The organism is Palleniella muris (assembly GCF_004792655.1).
GTDB classification, from domain to species: domain Bacteria; phylum Bacteroidota; class Bacteroidia; order Bacteroidales; family Bacteroidaceae; genus Prevotella; species Prevotella muris_A.
Map to the genome: position 1 here is coordinate 145,548 of NZ_SRZC01000005.1, position 17,876 is coordinate 163,423.

A 17,876-nucleotide genomic window follows, 5' to 3' on the forward strand; every position below is an offset into this window, starting at 1 on the left:
TACTGACAATATTGACATAACTGACAGTACTGACCAATTTTTATATCGACCAAACTGCGCCGTCGGCAGTGTCCTTGATGACGAATCCTGCCTCCTGAAGCTCATCGCGAAGGCGGTCGGATGTCGCCCAGTCCTTCTCCGCCTTGGCCTTGGCGCGCATTTCGAGCACCATGTCCACGGCTTTTCCGAACGCTTTCTCCTTTGTAGGGTCGGCACTGCCCTCGGCAGGTTTCAGCCCGAGGAGGTCTTCTATCCACAGGTGCATTGTCTCTGAGAGTTTCTGCAGGTCGTCGGCAGAGATTTTTGCCTTGCGGTCGACAAGGATGTTCACCTGTCGGCATGCCTCGAAGAGGAGCGAAATGACCTCCGGAGTCTGCATATCGTCGTTCATTGCGTCATAGAGTCGCTGCGGAAGCTCTTCCACAAATTTCTGAATCTCAGGCAGAGAACCCTTTGCTGGCTGTATGCGCATAAGGTCTTTGAGACCCGACTGCAGACGCTCAAGACCCTTTTCCGCCGCTATCAGAGCGTCGTTGGAGAAGTCCACCGTGCCGCGATAGTGTGCGGAGAGGATGAAGAAGCGTATCGTCAGCGGTGCGAAAGGCTGCGAGAGAAGTTCGTGATTGCCTGTGAAGAACTGGTCAAGCGTGATGAAATTGTTGTACGACTTTCCCATTTTCTTGCCGTTTATGGTAATCATGTTGTTGTGCATCCAGTACTTCACCGCCGGATGTCCCATGGAAGCCTGCGCCTGGGCAATCTCACACTCATGGTGAGGGAACACGAGGTCCATGCCGCCTCCGTGTATGTCGAACTCGTCACCGAGATATTTCCTTCCCATTGCGGTGCACTCACAGTGCCAGCCCGGGAAGCCGTCAGACCATGGAGAAGGCCAGCGCATGATGTGTTCCGGCTGCGCCATCTTCCAAAGGGCGAAGTCTGCCTGGTTCTTTTTCTCACCCACGCCGCCGAGATTCTCACGGCTTGCGTCCTTGACGTTCTCGAGAGAACGGCCGGAGAGTATGCCATACTTGAAGTCCTTGTTGTACTTTTCGATGTCAAAGTACACGGAGCCGTTGCTGACATACGCATATCCGTTGTCGAGAATCTGCTGCACAAGCTGCTGCTGCTCAATGATATGCCCCGTGGCATGTGGCTCGATTGACGGCGGAAGCACATTGAGTTTCTCCATCGCAGAGTTGAAACGGCGGGTGTAGTACTGTGCAATCTCCATCGGTTCAAGCTGCTCTAAGCGTGCTTTTTTTGCTATTTTGTCCTCGCCCTCGTCAGCATCATGCTCGAGATGTCCCACATCCGTGATGTTGCGGACATAGCGCACCTTATAGCCGAGGTGCTTCAGGTAGCGGAAAAGGATGTCGAAAGTTATCGCCGGACGTGCATGTCCGAGATGCGCATCGCCGTAGACAGTAGGTCCGCAGACATACATTCCCACATTCGGGGCATGGAGCGGCTCGAAGCGTTCCTTCTGCCTGTGGAGCGTATTGTAAATGAGAAGAGTCTGGTTCATTGTATGATAGTTGTTGTTTCTTGCTGTTAAACGCGGCTTGTCACACGACCGTCGCGATGCTTTCGCACACCAACGGCAACCGGGACAGTCAAGCCTGTTTATATTATATTAAGTGCAAAGTTACATAATTTCTCTGTAAAAAGTTCATAGATTGTAAAAAAAATGTGTAACTTTGCACAAAAATTCAAACATAACGCATCATTATAAAGACATGGCTTATACAAGACTTACTGCCTTAGAGGCAGCACAAATCATCAAGAATGGTGACACACTGGGACTCTCCGGCTTCACTCCGGCAGGCGCTCCGAAGGCTGTCACGAAAGAGCTTGCTGCCATTGCCGAGGCAGAACATGCTGCAGGACGCGAGTTCAAGGTAAACCTTTTCACGGGAGCTTCCACAGGACAGAGCACCGACGGTGTGCTCTCCCTTGCCAAAGCGATAGGCTACCGTGCGCCATACACCACAAACAGCGAATTCCGCAAGTGTGTGAACTGTGGTGAGATACGCTACAACGACATACACCTCAGCCACATGGCACAGGAGGTGCGCTACGGATTCATGGGCAAAGTGGACATCGCTATCCTCGAGGTCTGCGCCATCGAGGAGGGAGAATCCACTTGCAAGGCTTATCTCACCTCGGCAGGAGGCATCTCACCGACAGTGGCACGCCTTGCCGACAAGGTGATTCTGGAACTCAACTCCTTCCACCATCCGGAGGCAGGTCTGCTCCATGATGTCTATGAGCCTCTCGATCCGCCTTACCGCGAGCCTATCATGATAAAGAATGTGACCGACCGTGTCGGCAAGACTTATGTCGAAATCGACGCCAAGAAGATTGTCGGCGTGGTGGAATGCAACATCCCTGACGAGGCGCGCGGCTTCAAGGGCGAGGATCCTGTGACGACACAGATAGGACGCAACGTGGCGCAGTTCCTTGTGAACGACATGAAGCGCGGCATCATTCCGCCGGAGTTCCTCCCTCTGCAGTCAGGTGTGGGCACAACGGCCAACGCCATTCTCGCCGCTCTCGGACAGGATCCTGCCGTCCCTAATTTCAACATCTATACTGAGGTGCTGCAGGATGCCATCGTCCCAATGCTTCTCGAAGGACGCGTGAAGGAGGCCTCTACATGCTCTCTTTCTGTCACAAACGAGTGCCTGAAGCAGGTTTATGACAACCTTGACTTCCTCAAGCAGCACCTTGTACTCCGTCCTTCAGAGATAAGCAACTCACCGGAGGTCATCCGCCGACTGGGAGTAATCGCCATAAACACAGCCATCGAGGTGGACATTTTCGGCAATGCCAACTCCACACACATATCGGGAACAAAGATGATGAACGGCATCGGCGGCTCAGGCGACTTCGAGCGCAACGCTTATATCTCAATCTTCACTTGTGCATCTACGGCAAAAGGTGGCGTAATCTCTGCCATTGTGCCGTTCTGCTCTCACCTCGACCACACGGAGCATGATGTCAATGTCATCGTGACAGAGCAGGGTGTGGCTGACCTTCGTGGAAAGTCGCCTATGCAGCGCGCTCACGAAATCATCGAGAACTGTGCTCATCCGGACTACCGCCCGTTGCTCCGCGAATACCTGAAGATTGCTTGTGGCGGACAGACTCACCACAATCTCCCTGCTGCATTCGCTATGCACGACACTCTGCAGCGTAAGGGCGACATGCACCTCACAGACTTCTCTGAGTACATGAAATAAGGTTTTTAGGAGGCTTTCTTTATCAGTATTGGCAGTACAGACAATAGTTCAATAATGACATAACTGACAATATTGACAAAACACCGTCAGTACTGACACAACTTCAATACTGACATTACTGACCAATCCCCACAACCTGACCCGATGAAAAGAATATGTCTCTACATATTGTCAGCACTCGTTCTTGCCTCCTGCGGCAGGAGCGAGTGCTCTTCGCATAGGGATGACAATACCAAAAGCTCCATCGCCTTCAAGAAAGACATCATCCTTCCCACCACACCGGTAAAGGATCAGGGTACCACAGACTTATGCTGGATTTACGCCATGCTTGCCACAATCGAGACCGACCGCCTTGCACAAGGGGACTCCGTGAACCTTTCTCCATTGTGGCTGGCAAGGAAAAGCCTTGAAGAACAGGCGACAACAACTTACCTCAAAGGGACGGAAATCTCATTGAGGGGCACACTCCCCGAAGCGATGCGCCTGCTTGATACCTACGGCATAGTGGCATGGGACGCGTACCATGGCAATTCCGGTGTCGCATCACGTGCCGAAGCGCGTCGCATTGACCGCATGGCAAGGATGTTCTCCAACAATAACAGAGGACTGGAAAGCCTTCAAGAAACCGTCGGAGGCTCTCTTGACGACTCCCTCGGCCCTACTCCGCGCAATGTCTTCATGTTCGGAATGGAGTACACTCCGCCGGAGTTCGCCCGCAGCCTCTGCCTTCCCGGCGATTGGATGGCTTACACATCATTCACCCACCACCCCTTCCACCGCCCTTTCGCCGTAGAGGTTCCCGACAACAGACAGGGGCATGAAGCCATGAACGTGCCAATAGGCGAACTGCTTGCCATGACCGCCGAAAGCCTGAAGAACGGGCATCCCGTGGCATGGGAAGGGTGCATGGCATTCATGGACGACGGGAAAGACAAGAGGAAAAGCTTCGCAGAAAACAAGAAAGGCTCATGGAATGTCACTCCAAACGACACCGCCTCATTGCAAAAGAAACGCCAGCGACTGTTTGAAAGCCACCGCCTTACGGACGACCATGCCATGGCTATCGTCGGCATGGGACACACAAAGGACGGACAACGGCTGTTCATCCTCAAGAACTCATGGGGAGAAGACTTCGGCAACAAGGGCTTTGCCGTCATGACAGAACGCCAATTCGCACTATGCACCATAATGATAATGCTACGGAAATGAAAAAATCAGTTCTCATAATCATCACCTTCCTCCACTCATTGTTCGGCAATGCACAAGCATTCCAGGGAGGAGAGACCTTGGAGTACAAGATGTACTTCAACTGGCAGTTCGTATGGCTCACCGCCGGAACGGCAACAATGACAATCCAAGAACGCGAATACAAAGGGAAAAAGGCGTTCCGATGCGCCCTAACGACACGCAGCAGCCAGAAGATTGACCGCTATTTCCGTATGCGCGACACACTCCTCTGCTACACCACACCCGAATGCCTGCCGCTCTACTACCGCAAAGGGGCAAGCGAGGGCAAGAGGTACTATGTTGACGAACTATTCTACAACTACGACAACGGCGTGCATGTAATCATGAAGGAACTGACCTCGCGCGGAGAACGCCTGCAGCAGGAGCGCCGCTTCCAGAAGCCTGTCTACGACATGCTCGCCATCTTCCTCAAAGCGCGCAACTACAACACCAACGGCTGGAAGAAAGGATACACCATCGTCTTCCCCATCGCTGACGGCGGCGGGGTGAAGAACGCCAAGATAAAGTACCTCGGAAACAAGACCGTCAAGGCGGATGACGGCAACAAATACAACTGCCTCCAACTCGCCTACATCGAGCCAGAAGGCAAGAAAGAGAAGGAGATTGTCCGCTTCTTCGTCACCGACGACAAGAACCATGTCCCCATACGCCTTGACCTCCACCTCAATTTCGGCAGTGCCAAGGCTTTCCTCAAAACCATGAAGGGCGTCAAGAACCCTGTGACGGCAAAGCTGTGACAACTCCTATCCGGCAACAAAGCCAAAGTGATGTTCATACAAACCCTTCACGGTATACCACGAAGAAACTGACAATATAATATCAATAAACCCTCCATAACACATCATCTGCCACGTGACAATTTCAAGTCTGACAAAAGGACTGCTGTCTCCGGCTCATCTTTTCCTGCATCTTTAGGTTTCCAAGCCACAACGAACCGCACAGAGGCAGACTCCACTTTATAGCCTTTGCGCTCCCATTCCAAAACCGTGTTCTGCATCTTTTGTGAGAGTTTTGCAACATATTCTCCTGTTGAGGCACTGGCTAACATGAAATCCTTGTAGACCAAAGCATCCCCTCCTCTCAACGCCAAAACCTCCTTTTTCCTGACTTTGAAGAAGCCGAGGAAAACATCTTTATGGGATAATTGCAGAATAACTTCATCAGGCATGCCATATTGTTGTTGGTCAATTATATATTTGTCTGTCTGCAGATGATTGAAGAAATTGCCATTGGTGTGTATGAAAAGCCTATTCTTTGCACGCGTCATTCCTACATAATATCTTCGCATAAGACTGTCATCTTTTGAATATCTGTCAGAGACAAGCATATATACGTCATCGAACTCCCTGCCTTTTGACTTATGTATTGTCGACACCACGACATCTGCACCTGATATGTCACAAAAGTCTTCCACATCAGATTCAAAGACAAATTCCTTGAAATCAGTGAAATACTTTGCCTTATTGGTTTGTTCAAACTGCTCCAAGCAATTCCTTAATAATGCAAGACTTGTACTTCTTCCATAAGCATTAAAGGTTGCATTCTTGGCATCCTCCCACAATTCTTCCGTAATCAGTGGTGTCTTTATCCGCTTCCCTATGAATTTCAGGAAATACCTTACCTCTGCCATATTCACGAAACGCAAGCCGTCCATGGACTGTATCAGTTTGCTGTTCACACCATATTTCCGTAGAAGTGCAGTCACAATCACAGCTTCTTCATTCGTCTGAGTGAGCACACAGGCGGTTCCATTGGTTCTATGACTCAGTAGATTTTCTGCAAGTGGCTGATACATGAACATAGAGTCATGACATGTGACTTCCACCCATCCTTCTTCCTTTCTCATAGAGACAATGGGAGAGTTTTTTATCCTTCTCTTTATTGATTTCAGGAAACAGTTGGCAAAGTCCACAGGCTTCAAGGCACAGCGGTAGTTCTCTGTCATCTCAATGAATCTGCTTCCGTCCTCTTTGGTCAGGCAGTACATATATTCAGATGCAGAACCACGGAACTCATAAATGTTCTGGTCATCATCTCCGACAGCTATGACACGCATTTCCTCGTTGTTGTCCATCAAAGCTTTCACCAAGGAATATTCCCCGACACTCATGTCCTGAGCCTCATCAATGACAAGCACTGACTTGCCAATTTTGTTCGGCTCCACTTCGCCCTGGGCAATCATCTCAGCAGCCTTCGCAACCACATCTTTTGCATCATCAAGATTGCCGATGCGTCCTAAGAGGTCAAAGCAATAGGAATGGAATGTCTTTATCTCGACAAAATGGGCGGCGTTGCCTATCAATCCAATAAGTCTCTGCTTGAATTCTGTTGCGGCAGCCCTTGAAAATGTCAGCATGAGGAGTTGCTCATGCTTCACATCCTCCAAAAGCAGCAGGGAGGCAAGTTTATGGACAAGCACACGTGTTTTCCCACTTCCGGGACCTGCCGCTACAACGATACACCGTGAATCTTTGTCAGAAATAATCTCCATTTGACATTTGGACAACTGCCCGAACAGCTGGTCATATTTCTGCGGTGTCAGGTTACGCTGTATCTCGCTTACTCTTTCCCCTTTGAAGTATTTTGAGACGAATTTCCTGTAATCCATCTGGAAATAGTCCTTGACATACTGCAATGCAGCATCGTAGTCCCTTACCATCAGGTTCGCATATTCGCCGACAATATGTATTTGTTGGATTTTCTGTTTATAGAACTCGTTGAGCATCCTATAATCATCCAACTTGTAGCGGGCTTTGTTGTCTTTTATCCTTTTGATGTTCATGGCATTGTAAAGGACAAGGAAACCGCCGTCCAGTTTCAGAGCACCGATTTTTGACAAATAGAGGAGAGCCTCTTCAACGTCTTTAAGGTGGATTTCGTCAGAACTATTAAAAAGTGACAAGGAATGTTCCTTTATATTGTCAAGAAGCTCTATGACAGAAAATTGCACGGACTTGTTTTCCGAACCGCCCTTTTCCCTCTCCAAGGCAATGCCATACAGCCATTCTATTGCAAACCGGCTTATCTCCAAACGCTTTTCAAACCGCTTTATCGTTGCTTCGGAATTGGCAAGGCGTAGTATCTCCATATTGTTTGCAGCATCCTCCTTTTTGCGTGTATAGCCTTTGATTGTAAGGAAATAGAGCAATGTACGGATATCTTTCTCTTTGGATGTGCCTATGCCGGCATTCACGGCATTGTCATTCAGTTGCTTACATGAGATGCGCAATGACTCGTCAGGAATGCTGCCAAGTATGTATTGTTCAAGCCTTGCAAAGCGTTCAAGGAGCATCCGTGACTTTCGTTCTGTATCTCCGGCATCCAGCAGATAGGCTGATATGTCCTTGCTGTCGGCAAGTATCCCCTCCAGCCTCATCCTCTCCACAACGGAGATTACATCCCTTTTGCTTAGCCCGAGGATGTCCGCAAGATAATCTATGCGCGACTCGGCTTCCGAATCTTGGGCTTTGGCAATATGCTTTTGTGTAATCAGCGACTTTATTATTCTGACGGATTTCTCAATCTCCTCACTGTCAAAGAGCCGTGACTCCGAAATCCTCTTGCGTGCTTCGTCCATGTTCTTCACCGTGATTCCTGTGGCATAGACATGTGGCACATTGTTTCCTCTCACCAAATATCCGCTTCGCTCCAGTGCTGCCAATGCTGTGCGGACACGCGTCTCAATGTCGGAAACGGAATCATCCCAACCTGCCTGACGTGCAATCTCAAGCGCCGAGCAACTGACATTCATGCGTTGCTTGGTAAGGACTTTCACAGCCTTCCATACTTGCTGTATTTCACTGATGCTTAATTTCGTTTGGTTAAGGAGTATGAAATGCTTGTCCAAGTCATTGTCACCGTAAAGCACATAGCAGCGTGCGTCAAGGCTTGGGTCACGCCCAGCCCTGCCGGCCTCCTGGACATAATTCTCCAAAGAGTCGGAAATGTCGTAATGGATGACAAGACCGACATCCTTCTTGTCCACTCCCATGCCGAATGCAGATGTCGCAACAATAATCCGCACCTTATCGGTCATGAAAGCATCTTGATTGGCAATTTTCTTGTCAGCCTCCATCTGTCCATTGAACGGCAATGCTTTGTAACCGTCACGGGTCAATTTGGCAGCCAGGTCTTTTGTGCGTTTCGTACGTGAGACATAAACGATTGTCGGGCAATCAGAGCTTGCCACAAGCTCCCTCAACTTGAGGTACTTGTCATTATCATTGTCGGCGTGGATAACAGAATACTGAAGATTTGTCCTTGAAGCGGTGGACGCGAAAAGTTGCAAGTCAAGATTCAGAGTCTGTTTGAAATAGTCACAAATGTCTTGTATGACCTTTTGCTTCGCCGTAGCCGTAAAACAAGAAACCGGAATTGGCTCTTTGCAATGCTTTTTCTGCTGATATTCCTTTATGAACGTGCCTATATACAAATAGTCGACCCTGAAATCCTGTCCCCATGAAGAGAAACAATGGGCTTCGTCAATGACAAACCTTACGACATGACGCATCATGAGAATCCGCTCAATGGTTTTTGAGCGGAGCATTTCAGGAGAGATGTACAACAGGGAAGCATCCCCTTCCTGCACCCTTTGTATGGCGTTTGCCCTTGTGATAGGGTCCAACATGCCGTTAATCGTCACGGCGTCCGTAATGCCTCTGTCGGCAAGGTTGTCGACTTGGTCTTTCATGAGGGACTGCAAAGGTGAAATGACAATGGTGAGTCCATGGACAGCATGTCCTGCCATAAGTGCCGGAAGCTGAAATGTAAGCGACTTGCCTCCGCCGGTAGGGAATATAGCCAACAACGACTTGCCCTCCACAGCAGCCTTGGCTGCCCTTTCCTGCAAGGGTTCACCCTCATAGGCGCGGAACTTGTCATAGCCGAAAAACACTTTCAGGTTGTGCTGCATATCCATTTGTGTGGAACAGTAGTCACAGCCTTCCTTGCAATGCGTGTTACGCAGGGTTTTGACGATAAACTCCACCTCCGGATAATTATGGATTACCCAGCCCGGAGTCACAGAATGGCTGTCCGTCGTGTCGACAAGTGCCAAGGCATAAGCCAATCCGCAAGGATGCTCCTTTACGAGGGATTCAATGTCGGCATTCCGGCATATCTTTCCGGCATACAGTCGCTTTATGAGTTCTGGGAGACTTTCACCAGCATCTTCCGCCCCGACTATGCTCAGGAAACCATCAAACTCTTTCTTTCCCTTCAGCAGTGACGCGAACAATATGCGCTTCTCCTCCGGCAACGCATGCCAGTGGGCAATCTCATCATGCAGAAGGATTTCCGCTTTCTCACAGTCGTTGACGGGATTGTTCATCTGCTCCGCCAACAGTTTGTCGTCTTTGACAAGCCTGTGATAAGGGCGTTCCGGAAACAGCAATGGCGAGATGTAGAGCGTATCGACCAATGTCCATCCGCACTTGCCTTCTCCAAACAAGTATTTGGCATCATGGTGTATGATGTTATGTCCACAAAGGTAATCCGTATCCCTCAAGAATTCAAGCAATTCGCTTTTTGAAGCCCTATGAAATGTCGCACCGTCATGTCGCAGTGCCCCTATGTCATGGATTTTATGGTCTTTTATGCCGACTTCTATATCTATTATGGCATAATTTTCCGGATTGGGCTGTACACATACAGCATTGTCGCTGAAGAAATTCTCCGTATCTTCAGCTTTCCTGCCTCCTATGAGTCTGCTCCACAATGACATAGTATATTCAGATTATTAATTAGTTTGTCCTTATAAGATTATATATAGTCTTCTTTTGCTTGCAAATTTACTAAAAATATTTGGAGACAAATAATTTATGCAGAAAAAAATGTAACTTTCGTCATTAAATAACGGCATGCAGGAGTCCTGTTATCCTTTTGAAACTGCATTAACCTTGAACTATAAAACAAAGGAACTACTTTGCAGAAAAATGCTGCAGCAAAGTTTCGGAAAGGCATTCTCTCTTCCGCCTTCCGGCAACGACAGGCAAAAGTCCCGGAAATCAGACACAGCCATTTTCCTGTCACCTTTTATTACAATTCATCTGCCTTGCAGCGTCCGCAGCCGGAACATCCGTCACAGACAAGGTGCATCCCGCAGGTGATGCAACGGGGATTCCCGAATTGCGGGCTATGGCTGTCCTGCTGCGGAATGGCAAAGCCCAAAGGGTCGCGCAGGTCAAAGCGCAAGGGCTTGCCCTCGAACGACAGGCCGGAGCGGAAGGCTTGCTCCGACTGCCTGCCACGAGGGATGCTGTAAGTCTTGCCGTCCTTGACAAAACGGCTTCCTGTGCCACAGAAGACAAAAGAGACATTTGCCTTGCGGCAGTGGCGGCTAAGCAGTTCCACCCACTCATAATGGCAGGGGCGCGAGCCCTCGTAGTTCTCGCCGCCGCACAGCACTTGCTCTATCTGCCCTTCATGCAGATAGTCCGCTATGTCAATCCTGCCTATCAGCGGGGCGCACATGATGCCCTTATGCTTGAACGGCAGGCGGTGGAGGATAGGTATCCGCTCATCGGCGCGGAACTGATTCTCGCAAGTGACGTTGAAGAAAACATTCTCCCACCCCTCACCCCAATCATGCGGCAGGCAGCCGGCCACACGCTCCGGGCGTTTTGTAAGAAGGAAGAACACCACGTCCGGGCGCTGGCGGATGATGCTCCATGCGTCCCCACGCCACGCGTCAGCCTCTTCCAGGAAGAAGTCGGAGGTCATGCAGACACGCAGCATCTCACCGCTCCGTACCTTGTAAGCCCCATTCCTGTCCCTTTGGACAGGGTAGCCGAAGCCTTGCTTCGTGCGATAAATCTCGCTGCCGTCATGCCCGCGATAGCCGTCAATGGCATACATGTAGCAATGCGCACAGCCCTCGCTCTTCCTTATGCAGCCGTGCCATGGATTCCAAATGTCCCGCATCTTTGTAAATGACTGTAGAGAATTAATTTACGGTAAGCAACTACGTGCAAATCACTTTACATTGTTGTGTTTGTACCAATACTTGTTCTTTTCTGCCTGCAAATTTACTAAAAATCCGTGAAAACAAGGCTTTTATAAAGAGAAATGTGTGTTTCTCCCATAAAGTCCGGCACAAAGGAAGCCGAACTCTCCGCCAAAGAAACGCCACCGCACAAAAACCGCAGGTAAAGCATTGGCACACAATACATTACAGAACACATGACAAAAGGTAACGTTTTGCAGTGTAAAGTGTTGCCTTTTACCATGCAAAAGGTAACCATTCGCACCATGAAAGGTTACCTTTGGTTTTTCATGCCATAGGCACAGGCAAAAAAACGTGCCGGGGATGATTTTTTCAAGACTATTCTTTTTAATTTCCAATTAAAAATAGTATCTTTGCATTATGAACGAAAACAGAATGAAATATGAGATAATGGCACCCGTAGGCTCGCGCGAGTCCCTCGCCGCTGCCATAAACGCCGGAGCACAATCGGTGTATTTCGGCATAGGGCAACTTAACATGCGCGCGCATTCAGCGTCGACTTTTTCCATCGACGACCTGCACGAAATCGCGGCGACCTGCCACGAGCACGGGCTGAAATCCTACCTTACGGTGAACACAGTCATCTATGGCGAGGACATCGAGACCATGCACCGCATAGTCGATGCGGCAAAGGCGGCAAAGATTTCTGCCGTCATCGCCAGCGACGTGGCTGTCATGACCTACGCGCGCTCCATAGGACAGGAGGTGCACCTGTCCACACAGCTGAACATTTCCAACATCGAGGCGGCGAAATTCTACGCGCAGTTTGCCGATGTTGTCGTGCTTGCGCGCGAGCTGAACATGGAGCAGGTGGCGGAAATCCACCGTCAGATTGTGGAGCAGAATGTCTGCGGCCCGTCGGGAAACTTGCTTCGCATCGAGATGTTCTGCCACGGTGCGCTGTGCATGGCTATCTCCGGAAAATGCTATCTCTCACTGCAGAATGCCAACCGCTCCGCCAACCGTGGCGAGTGTGTGCAGATTTGCCGGCGCGGCTACCGTGTGACGGACATCGAGACGGGCAACGAACTGGAGATTGACAACAAGTACATCATGTCGCCGAAAGACCTCAAAACCATCCGTTTCATCGACCGTATGATGGACGCCGGAGTGCGGGTGTTCAAGATTGAGGGCAGGGCGCGCGGACCGGAATATGTGGACAATGTCGTGCGATGCTACAACGAGGCGATAAATGCCGTGCTCTCCGACCAACGTAATGCCGGCACAGACTGCCCAAAGGAGTTCTCCGAAGCAAGGAAAGACGAGTGGGACGAGCGTCTTGCGCGTGTCTTCAACCGTGGCTTTTGGGACGGCTACTATCAGGGACAGACCCTCGGCGAGTGGAACGATTCCTATGGTTCCAAGGCTACGGAGAGGAAGGTCTACAGTGCGAAGACCATAAAATACTTCTCAAAAATCGGTGTGGCGGAGTTCCAAGTCGAGGCGCAGGAAATCGCCGTCGGTGACACTCTCCTCGTCACAGGTCCCACAACGGGAGCCGTGCGCTTCGAGTGTGAGGAGATAAGGTTTGACCTCCAACCGGTAGAAAAGGCGGAGAAAGGTCAGCGCGTGAGCATCCCCGTGCCTGAGAAAGTGCGCCCGAGCGACAAGCTCTTTGTGCTGAAAAAGCACTGAATCTTCATCATCAATTTTGTCAGTTGTGACAGTACAGTCAGCAATGACAGCTCTGACAATACTGTCAGTATTGACAAAATTTTCATTACTGACCCAACAAAAAAAACACCAACTACCATGACAATCAACGAAATACAAGACGAAGTAATCGAGGAATTCCAGGACTTTGACGACTGGATGGACAAATACCAGCTGCTCATCGACCTCGGCAACGAGCAGGAACCGTTGGACGACAAGTACAAGACCGACGACAATCTCATCGACGGATGCCAGAGCCGTGTGTGGCTGCAGGCGGACATGCGCGACGGACTTCTCCACCTTCAGGCGGAGAGCGACGCACTCATCGTGAAGGGAATCATCGCCCTTCTCATCCGTGTCCTTAACGACCACACACCGCAGGAGATACTCGATGCCGACCTTTACTTCATCGAGCGCATAGGACTTAAGGACCATCTGTCGCCTACACGCTCCAACGGTCTCCTCGCCATGGTGAGGAAAATCCGAATGTATGCACTCGCCCTGTCACAGCAGGGATAACAGGCAGTTCGGGAAATTGGCAACTTGACTATTTGACAACTTGTCAGAAAAACAAACAACCCATAACCCACAGAAAATGACTTGGACAGACGAACTTTGGCCTCTCGTGATACAGCTTTACCGGAAGAAACCGGAAGGCATAAAGCCTATGTACTCGCGCGACACCGTACGACTGGCTCTCGAACTGCACATACCGCCGCAGGTCATCTACCAGAAGATGTTCGCCCTGCGGCAGCAGTTGCCACCATCACTGGAAAGGCTCATGGAGACCGTCGGCAGGAACCCGAAACGGCTTTCGCTGACTTGCCGGAAGCTGCGCGCACTGAACGGTATGGGAAACGCCGGCGAATTCTATGACGATGTGAAGGTGAACGAGACCTTCGAACTGGATTTCCGCCCTGTCAACGCTCCCACGGCGCAGCTCACAGGACGACCGCTGATTACTCCGGTTATGCTCATCATGATTCTTGACCTCTACTTCCGGCTTATCCCGACGACAATGGTTGCGGAGACACCTGACGTGAAAGAACTGGCAAAACTCCTTGACATACGCGCCGAGGACGTTGCCTATATCCTCGGAATCTACCTCCGTTGCGACCCGTTTGTACAGAACCCGGAGGATTGCGACGACCCTTTGCTTGAGCCATGCAGGAAGATTTGGGAGAAATATGCTTATGACGACCCCACCGTACTGTCAAACATGGCACGGCAGCTGGAGTGCTACTGGAAGTGAATGGGAGGCTTAAAGTTTTTTTGCATCATGATTTATCATGTTGCATCATGATTCATCATGAAGTAATGCCGCATCATGACAACCGCAACAACCTCTAACCCAAACCAACAACCACTATGAAACAAAGCCTTTCCAACATACAGAAACAGGAGCAACGGCAGCTTCTGCAACAGCATCTGTCAGCACAGCAAGTGCTTGTGGTGAAGATGCTGGAGATGCCTCTTGCACAACTGGAGGACAATGTGCTGCGGGAACTGGACACAAATCCTTCCCTCGAACCGGACTATGATGACCGCGAGGCGGCGGACCTGCCTTCCGAGACACCGGGAAAGAGTGACGAGGAGGAACGGAGGGAGGACGCCTTGAACGACGCTCTTGACCTTATGGGCAAGGACGACAGGCTGCCTTATGGCGGCAATGGTGAGGAAAGGACGGTGGAGGATGGGAACACGGTGTCGTTCATCGACACCCTCAATGAGCAGATGAACCTCGAGGAACTTACCGATGAAGAGCACCGGATTATGGAATATCTCATCTGTTCTCTCGACGACGACGGACTGCTGCGCAAGGATTTGCAGACTATCGCCGACGAGCTTGCCATATATGAGAACCTGTTCGTGGAGCCTGACGAGATAGAGGCTGTCCTTCTACGCCTTCAGGAGTTTGACCCCGCCGGCATAGGCACAAGGAACCTGAAGGAATGCCTCCTTGTTCAGGTGGAGAGAATGACGGCAACGCCGCAGACAATGCTCATGTACCGCATCATCAACGAATGCTATGACGATTTCAGCAACAACCGTTGGGAACGCATAGCCAAGGCTCTCCGCCTTTCGGAACAGCAGGCTGAGGACATCAGGCGTGAGATACGCCACCGGCTGAACCCCAAGCCCGGCGCGGCTCTCGGTGAGGTTCAGGGGCGTTCCTTGCAGCAGATTACGCCGGATTTCATTGTCCATGTGGATTATGAAGGTGACATTTCTTTCGAGCTGAACAACGGTCGCGTGCCGCAACTCCATGTGGTAAAGGAGGACGAAGAACTCCTGAACGAGATGAGTGGCACACAGATGACGCGCGAGGAAAAGGAGGCTTACGACTTCACACGCAACAACGTCGAGAGCGCACGGCAGTATATCGAGGCTCTGCGGCAACGCAACAGCACCCTTGTCCTCACCATGGAGACCATAATCAAGATGCAACGCCCGTATTTCCTTAGCGGAGACGAGAACGACCTGCGACCCATGGTGCTGAAGAACGTGGCTGAACGCACAGGACTTGACATTTCCACAATCTCAAGAGTGAGCCGTGAGAAATACGTGCAGACACCGTGGGGCACATTCCCCCTCAGGCATTTCTTCTCCGAAGGCTACGAGACAAAGGACGGAGAAGTGACTGCGACAAAGGTAATCAAGGCGGCTCTGAAAGAAATCATTGACAACGAGGACAAGAAACGCCCTCTCTCCGACGAGAAACTTGTCGCCCTCATGACCGAGAAAGGCTACCCTATCGCCCGCCGCACGATAGCGAAGTACCGCGAACAGCTGGGCATCCCTTCTGCAAGACTGAGGAAATAAGGCTTTCATACCTCTCACTTTATGTCGCAAACGCATACATATTATAATAGGAGCAAGTAAAGTTCTACATATAATCTATAACATGGGAAAAGAAGCACTGCCTGTAAAACCAATATTCCTTACAGACATAAGAAACATCATCAATTCCGCACGCCATAATGCCGTACGGAGCGTGGACTACTGCCGAGTACAGATGTATTGGCATATCGGGCAGCGCATCTTTGAAGAGGAGCAGCAAGGGAAAGAGCGCGCCGACTATGGCACTTACTTGATTAAAAACCTTGCCAAGAGCCTTGAACCGGAATATGGAAGCGGATTTTCTTATAGGCAACTTGCCTTTTGCCGCCAATTCTACAGGCTTTACCCAATTGTGAACGCAGTGCGTTCGCAATTAAACTGGACACAATATCGCCTGCTCATACAAATGGACGACCCTGACAAACGGGAGTATTATGAACTTGAAGCAGTCAACAATGGATGGACAGCACGCGAAATGGAACGCCAAATCCATTCACAACTCTATGAACGCCTGCTGCTCAGCAACGACAAGGAAGCTGTGCTGGCTGTCGCAAGGAAAAAGCGTGTGCCACAAACGCCGCAAGAAATAATCAAAGATCCTATGATTCTGGAGTTCCTCGGGCTGGAACGCAAGGCGGAATATTACGAGAGCGACATGGAAAACGCTATCATAACCCACCTCCAACAGTTCCTTCTCGAAATGGGAAACGGCTTCACTTTCGTTGCTCGACAAAAGCGTTTGTTGCTGGAAGACGATGAGTTCTTCGCCGATTTGGTGCTCTATAACAGAATCCTCCGCTGCTTTGTCGTCATTGAAATAAAGACAGGAAAGCTCACGCACCAGGACATCGGGCAACTGCAAATGTACGTCAACTACTTTGACCGCAAAGAGAAACTGCCTGAGGAAAACCCGACAATAGGCATACTGCTCTGTTCCGCAAAGAACGATACGGCAGTGAAGATGACCCTTCCGGAAGACAACAGGACCATACTTGCAAGCTAATACCGCCTTTATCTGCCTACCGCAGAGCAACTTACCAAGGAGGTTGAACTCGTCAAGGAGCAGATGAGGACAAGCAATAATTGCCGGAAAAAGGCGGAAAACTCTGATTACAACCGCGACGAATAAAGAAACAAAACGCAACATCAATACATCACACACGCCAAAAAGAGCAAGATGACAGAGAAGAAACTAATACCCGTGGCACGCATGCTGTCACTGCTTTTCACACCGTTCTATCTTCCTATCGTGGGAATGATAGCACTGTTCGCATTCAGCTACCTCAGCCTCCTGCCGTGGCAGTATAAGCTGTATGTCATCATAACAACATATTTCTTCACCATACTGCTGCCGACGGTGCTCATACACTCCTACCGCAAGTACCACGGATGGTCACTCTACCACCTCGGAAAGCGGGAGAAGCGCATGATACCCTACATCATCTCCATACTCTCCTATCTCGCCTGCTACCACATAATGCGGTGGATGCATTTCCCGCACTTCATGTCTGCCATCATCGTGGCGGCACTCTTCGTGCAGGTTGTCTGCGCTATGTTCAACAACTGGCTGAAAGTTTCCACACACATGGCGGCAATAGGCGGCATGACAGGTGGCGTGGCGGCATTCTCCTTCATATTCGGATTCAACGCAATATGGTGGCTCTCCGTGCTGATAATCATCGCCGGACTGCTCGGAACAGCACGAATGCTGCTCCGTCTGCACACCCTCTCCGAGATATGCACAGGCTTTCTCGTGGGCTTTACCACAACATTCTTTGTGGTTCTTATAATATAAAATGAACTTGTTCAAACTAATTTATATTCGTTAATTATTCGCTAAAATACAAAAAATACAGCGTATTTTCCAAAAGGTTTATTATATTATT

General features: G+C 50.0%; 12 protein-coding genes. 9 read left to right on the top strand and 3 right to left on the bottom strand.

Annotated elements, in window-relative coordinates:
- Window positions 1-40: 40 nt before the first annotated feature.
- Window positions 41-1,528, bottom strand: coding sequence for a cysteine--tRNA ligase (cysS, locus tag E5358_RS04465; protein WP_135939084.1), 1,488 nt, complete (start codon window positions 1,526-1,528; stop codon window positions 41-43).
- Window positions 1,529-1,739: 211 nt separating this feature from the next.
- On the opposite strand from cysS, the gene E5358_RS04470 reads away from it, so the two are divergent.
- The 3 genes from E5358_RS04470 to E5358_RS04480 all read left to right on the top strand — a co-directional run bounded on the left by E5358_RS04470 (window position 1,740) and on the right by E5358_RS04480 (window position 5,230).
- A complete protein-coding gene (locus tag E5358_RS04470; RefSeq protein WP_135939085.1) occupies window positions 1,740-3,245 on the top strand; it encodes a butyryl-CoA:acetate CoA transferase in 1,506 nt (501 codons plus the stop codon).
- 144 nt (window positions 3,246-3,389) lie between these two features.
- Window positions 3,390-4,454, top strand: coding sequence for a C1 family peptidase (locus E5358_RS04475; protein ID WP_135939086.1), 1,065 nt, complete (start codon window positions 3,390-3,392; stop codon window positions 4,452-4,454).
- Window positions 4,451-5,230: a DUF3108 domain-containing protein gene (locus tag E5358_RS04480; protein WP_135939087.1), complete on the top strand. Its 780-nt coding sequence runs from the start codon at window positions 4,451-4,453 to the stop codon at window positions 5,228-5,230. The genes E5358_RS04475 and E5358_RS04480 overlap by 4 nt, the downstream gene beginning before the upstream one ends.
- Before the next feature lie 104 nt (window positions 5,231-5,334).
- On the opposite strand, the gene E5358_RS04485 is transcribed toward E5358_RS04480, so the two are convergent.
- Together E5358_RS04485 and E5358_RS04490 are read right to left on the bottom strand one after the other, a co-directional pair.
- Complete coding sequence (locus E5358_RS04485; protein WP_135939088.1) at window positions 5,335-10,215, bottom strand: RecQ family ATP-dependent DNA helicase; 4,881 nt, start codon at window positions 10,213-10,215, stop codon at window positions 5,335-5,337.
- A 314-nt stretch (window positions 10,216-10,529) separates the two neighbouring features.
- Window positions 10,530-11,414 carry a DUF5131 family protein gene (locus E5358_RS04490; protein ID WP_135939089.1) on the bottom strand — a complete coding sequence of 295 codons (885 nt, stop codon included), beginning with the start codon at window positions 11,412-11,414 and terminating at the stop codon, window positions 10,530-10,532.
- Window positions 11,415-11,871: 457 nt separating this feature from the next.
- Between E5358_RS04490 and E5358_RS04495 the strand changes: the two genes are divergently transcribed.
- The 6 genes from E5358_RS04495 (at window position 11,872) to E5358_RS04520 (ending at window position 17,785) form a co-directional block, all read left to right on the top strand.
- A complete protein-coding gene (locus E5358_RS04495) occupies window positions 11,872-13,131 on the top strand; it encodes a peptidase U32 family protein (protein WP_479682766.1) in 1,260 nt (419 codons plus the stop codon).
- Between the two features lie 117 nt (window positions 13,132-13,248).
- Window positions 13,249-13,668, top strand: a complete 420-nt coding sequence (locus E5358_RS04500; RefSeq protein ID WP_135939091.1) for a SufE family protein — start codon at window positions 13,249-13,251, stop codon at window positions 13,666-13,668.
- 76 nt (window positions 13,669-13,744) lie between these two features.
- Entirely contained in the window at window positions 13,745-14,401 is a 657-nt protein-coding gene (locus tag E5358_RS04505) for a hypothetical protein (protein ID WP_135939092.1), read from the top strand.
- Window positions 14,402-14,517: 116 nt separating this feature from the next.
- Window positions 14,518-15,972, top strand: coding sequence for an RNA polymerase factor sigma-54 (gene rpoN / locus E5358_RS04510; protein WP_135939093.1), 1,455 nt, complete (start codon window positions 14,518-14,520; stop codon window positions 15,970-15,972).
- Window positions 15,973-16,054: 82 nt separating this feature from the next.
- The gene (locus E5358_RS04515) at window positions 16,055-16,993 is read left to right on the top strand and encodes a PDDEXK nuclease domain-containing protein (RefSeq protein ID WP_135939094.1); all 939 of its coding nucleotides are present in this window, start codon (window positions 16,055-16,057) and stop codon (window positions 16,991-16,993) included.
- Window positions 16,994-17,167: 174 nt separating this feature from the next.
- Complete coding sequence (locus tag E5358_RS04520; protein ID WP_135939095.1) at window positions 17,168-17,785, top strand: hypothetical protein; 618 nt, start codon at window positions 17,168-17,170, stop codon at window positions 17,783-17,785.
- The last annotated feature ends 91 nt before the right edge of the window (window positions 17,786-17,876 follow it).

What these genes read in the sequence shown, in the direction of transcription:
- E5358_RS04475 (WP_135939086.1), top strand. Translation starts at nt 3,390, where the DNA reads ATGAAAAGAATATGTCTCTACATATTGTCAGCACTCGTTCTTGCCTCC.
- E5358_RS04520 (WP_135939095.1), top strand. Translation starts at nt 17,168, where the DNA reads ATGACAGAGAAGAAACTAATACCCGTGGCACGCATGCTGTCACTGCTT.
- cysS (WP_135939084.1), bottom strand. Translation starts at nt 1,528, where the DNA reads ATGAACCAGACTCTTCTCATTTACAATACGCTCCACAGGCAGAAGGAA.
- rpoN (WP_135939093.1), top strand. Translation starts at nt 14,518, where the DNA reads ATGAAACAAAGCCTTTCCAACATACAGAAACAGGAGCAACGGCAGCTT.
- E5358_RS04515 (WP_135939094.1), top strand. Translation starts at nt 16,055, where the DNA reads ATGGGAAAAGAAGCACTGCCTGTAAAACCAATATTCCTTACAGACATA.
- E5358_RS04495 (WP_479682766.1), top strand. Translation starts at nt 11,872, where the DNA reads ATGAAATATGAGATAATGGCACCCGTAGGCTCGCGCGAGTCCCTCGCC.
- E5358_RS04485 (WP_135939088.1), bottom strand. Translation starts at nt 10,215, where the DNA reads ATGTCATTGTGGAGCAGACTCATAGGAGGCAGGAAAGCTGAAGATACG.
- E5358_RS04500 (WP_135939091.1), top strand. Translation starts at nt 13,249, where the DNA reads ATGACAATCAACGAAATACAAGACGAAGTAATCGAGGAATTCCAGGAC.
- E5358_RS04480 (WP_135939087.1), top strand. Translation starts at nt 4,451, where the DNA reads ATGAAAAAATCAGTTCTCATAATCATCACCTTCCTCCACTCATTGTTC.
- E5358_RS04505 (WP_135939092.1), top strand. Translation starts at nt 13,745, where the DNA reads ATGACTTGGACAGACGAACTTTGGCCTCTCGTGATACAGCTTTACCGG.
- E5358_RS04490 (WP_135939089.1), bottom strand. Translation starts at nt 11,414, where the DNA reads ATGCGGGACATTTGGAATCCATGGCACGGCTGCATAAGGAAGAGCGAG.
- E5358_RS04470 (WP_135939085.1), top strand. Translation starts at nt 1,740, where the DNA reads ATGGCTTATACAAGACTTACTGCCTTAGAGGCAGCACAAATCATCAAG.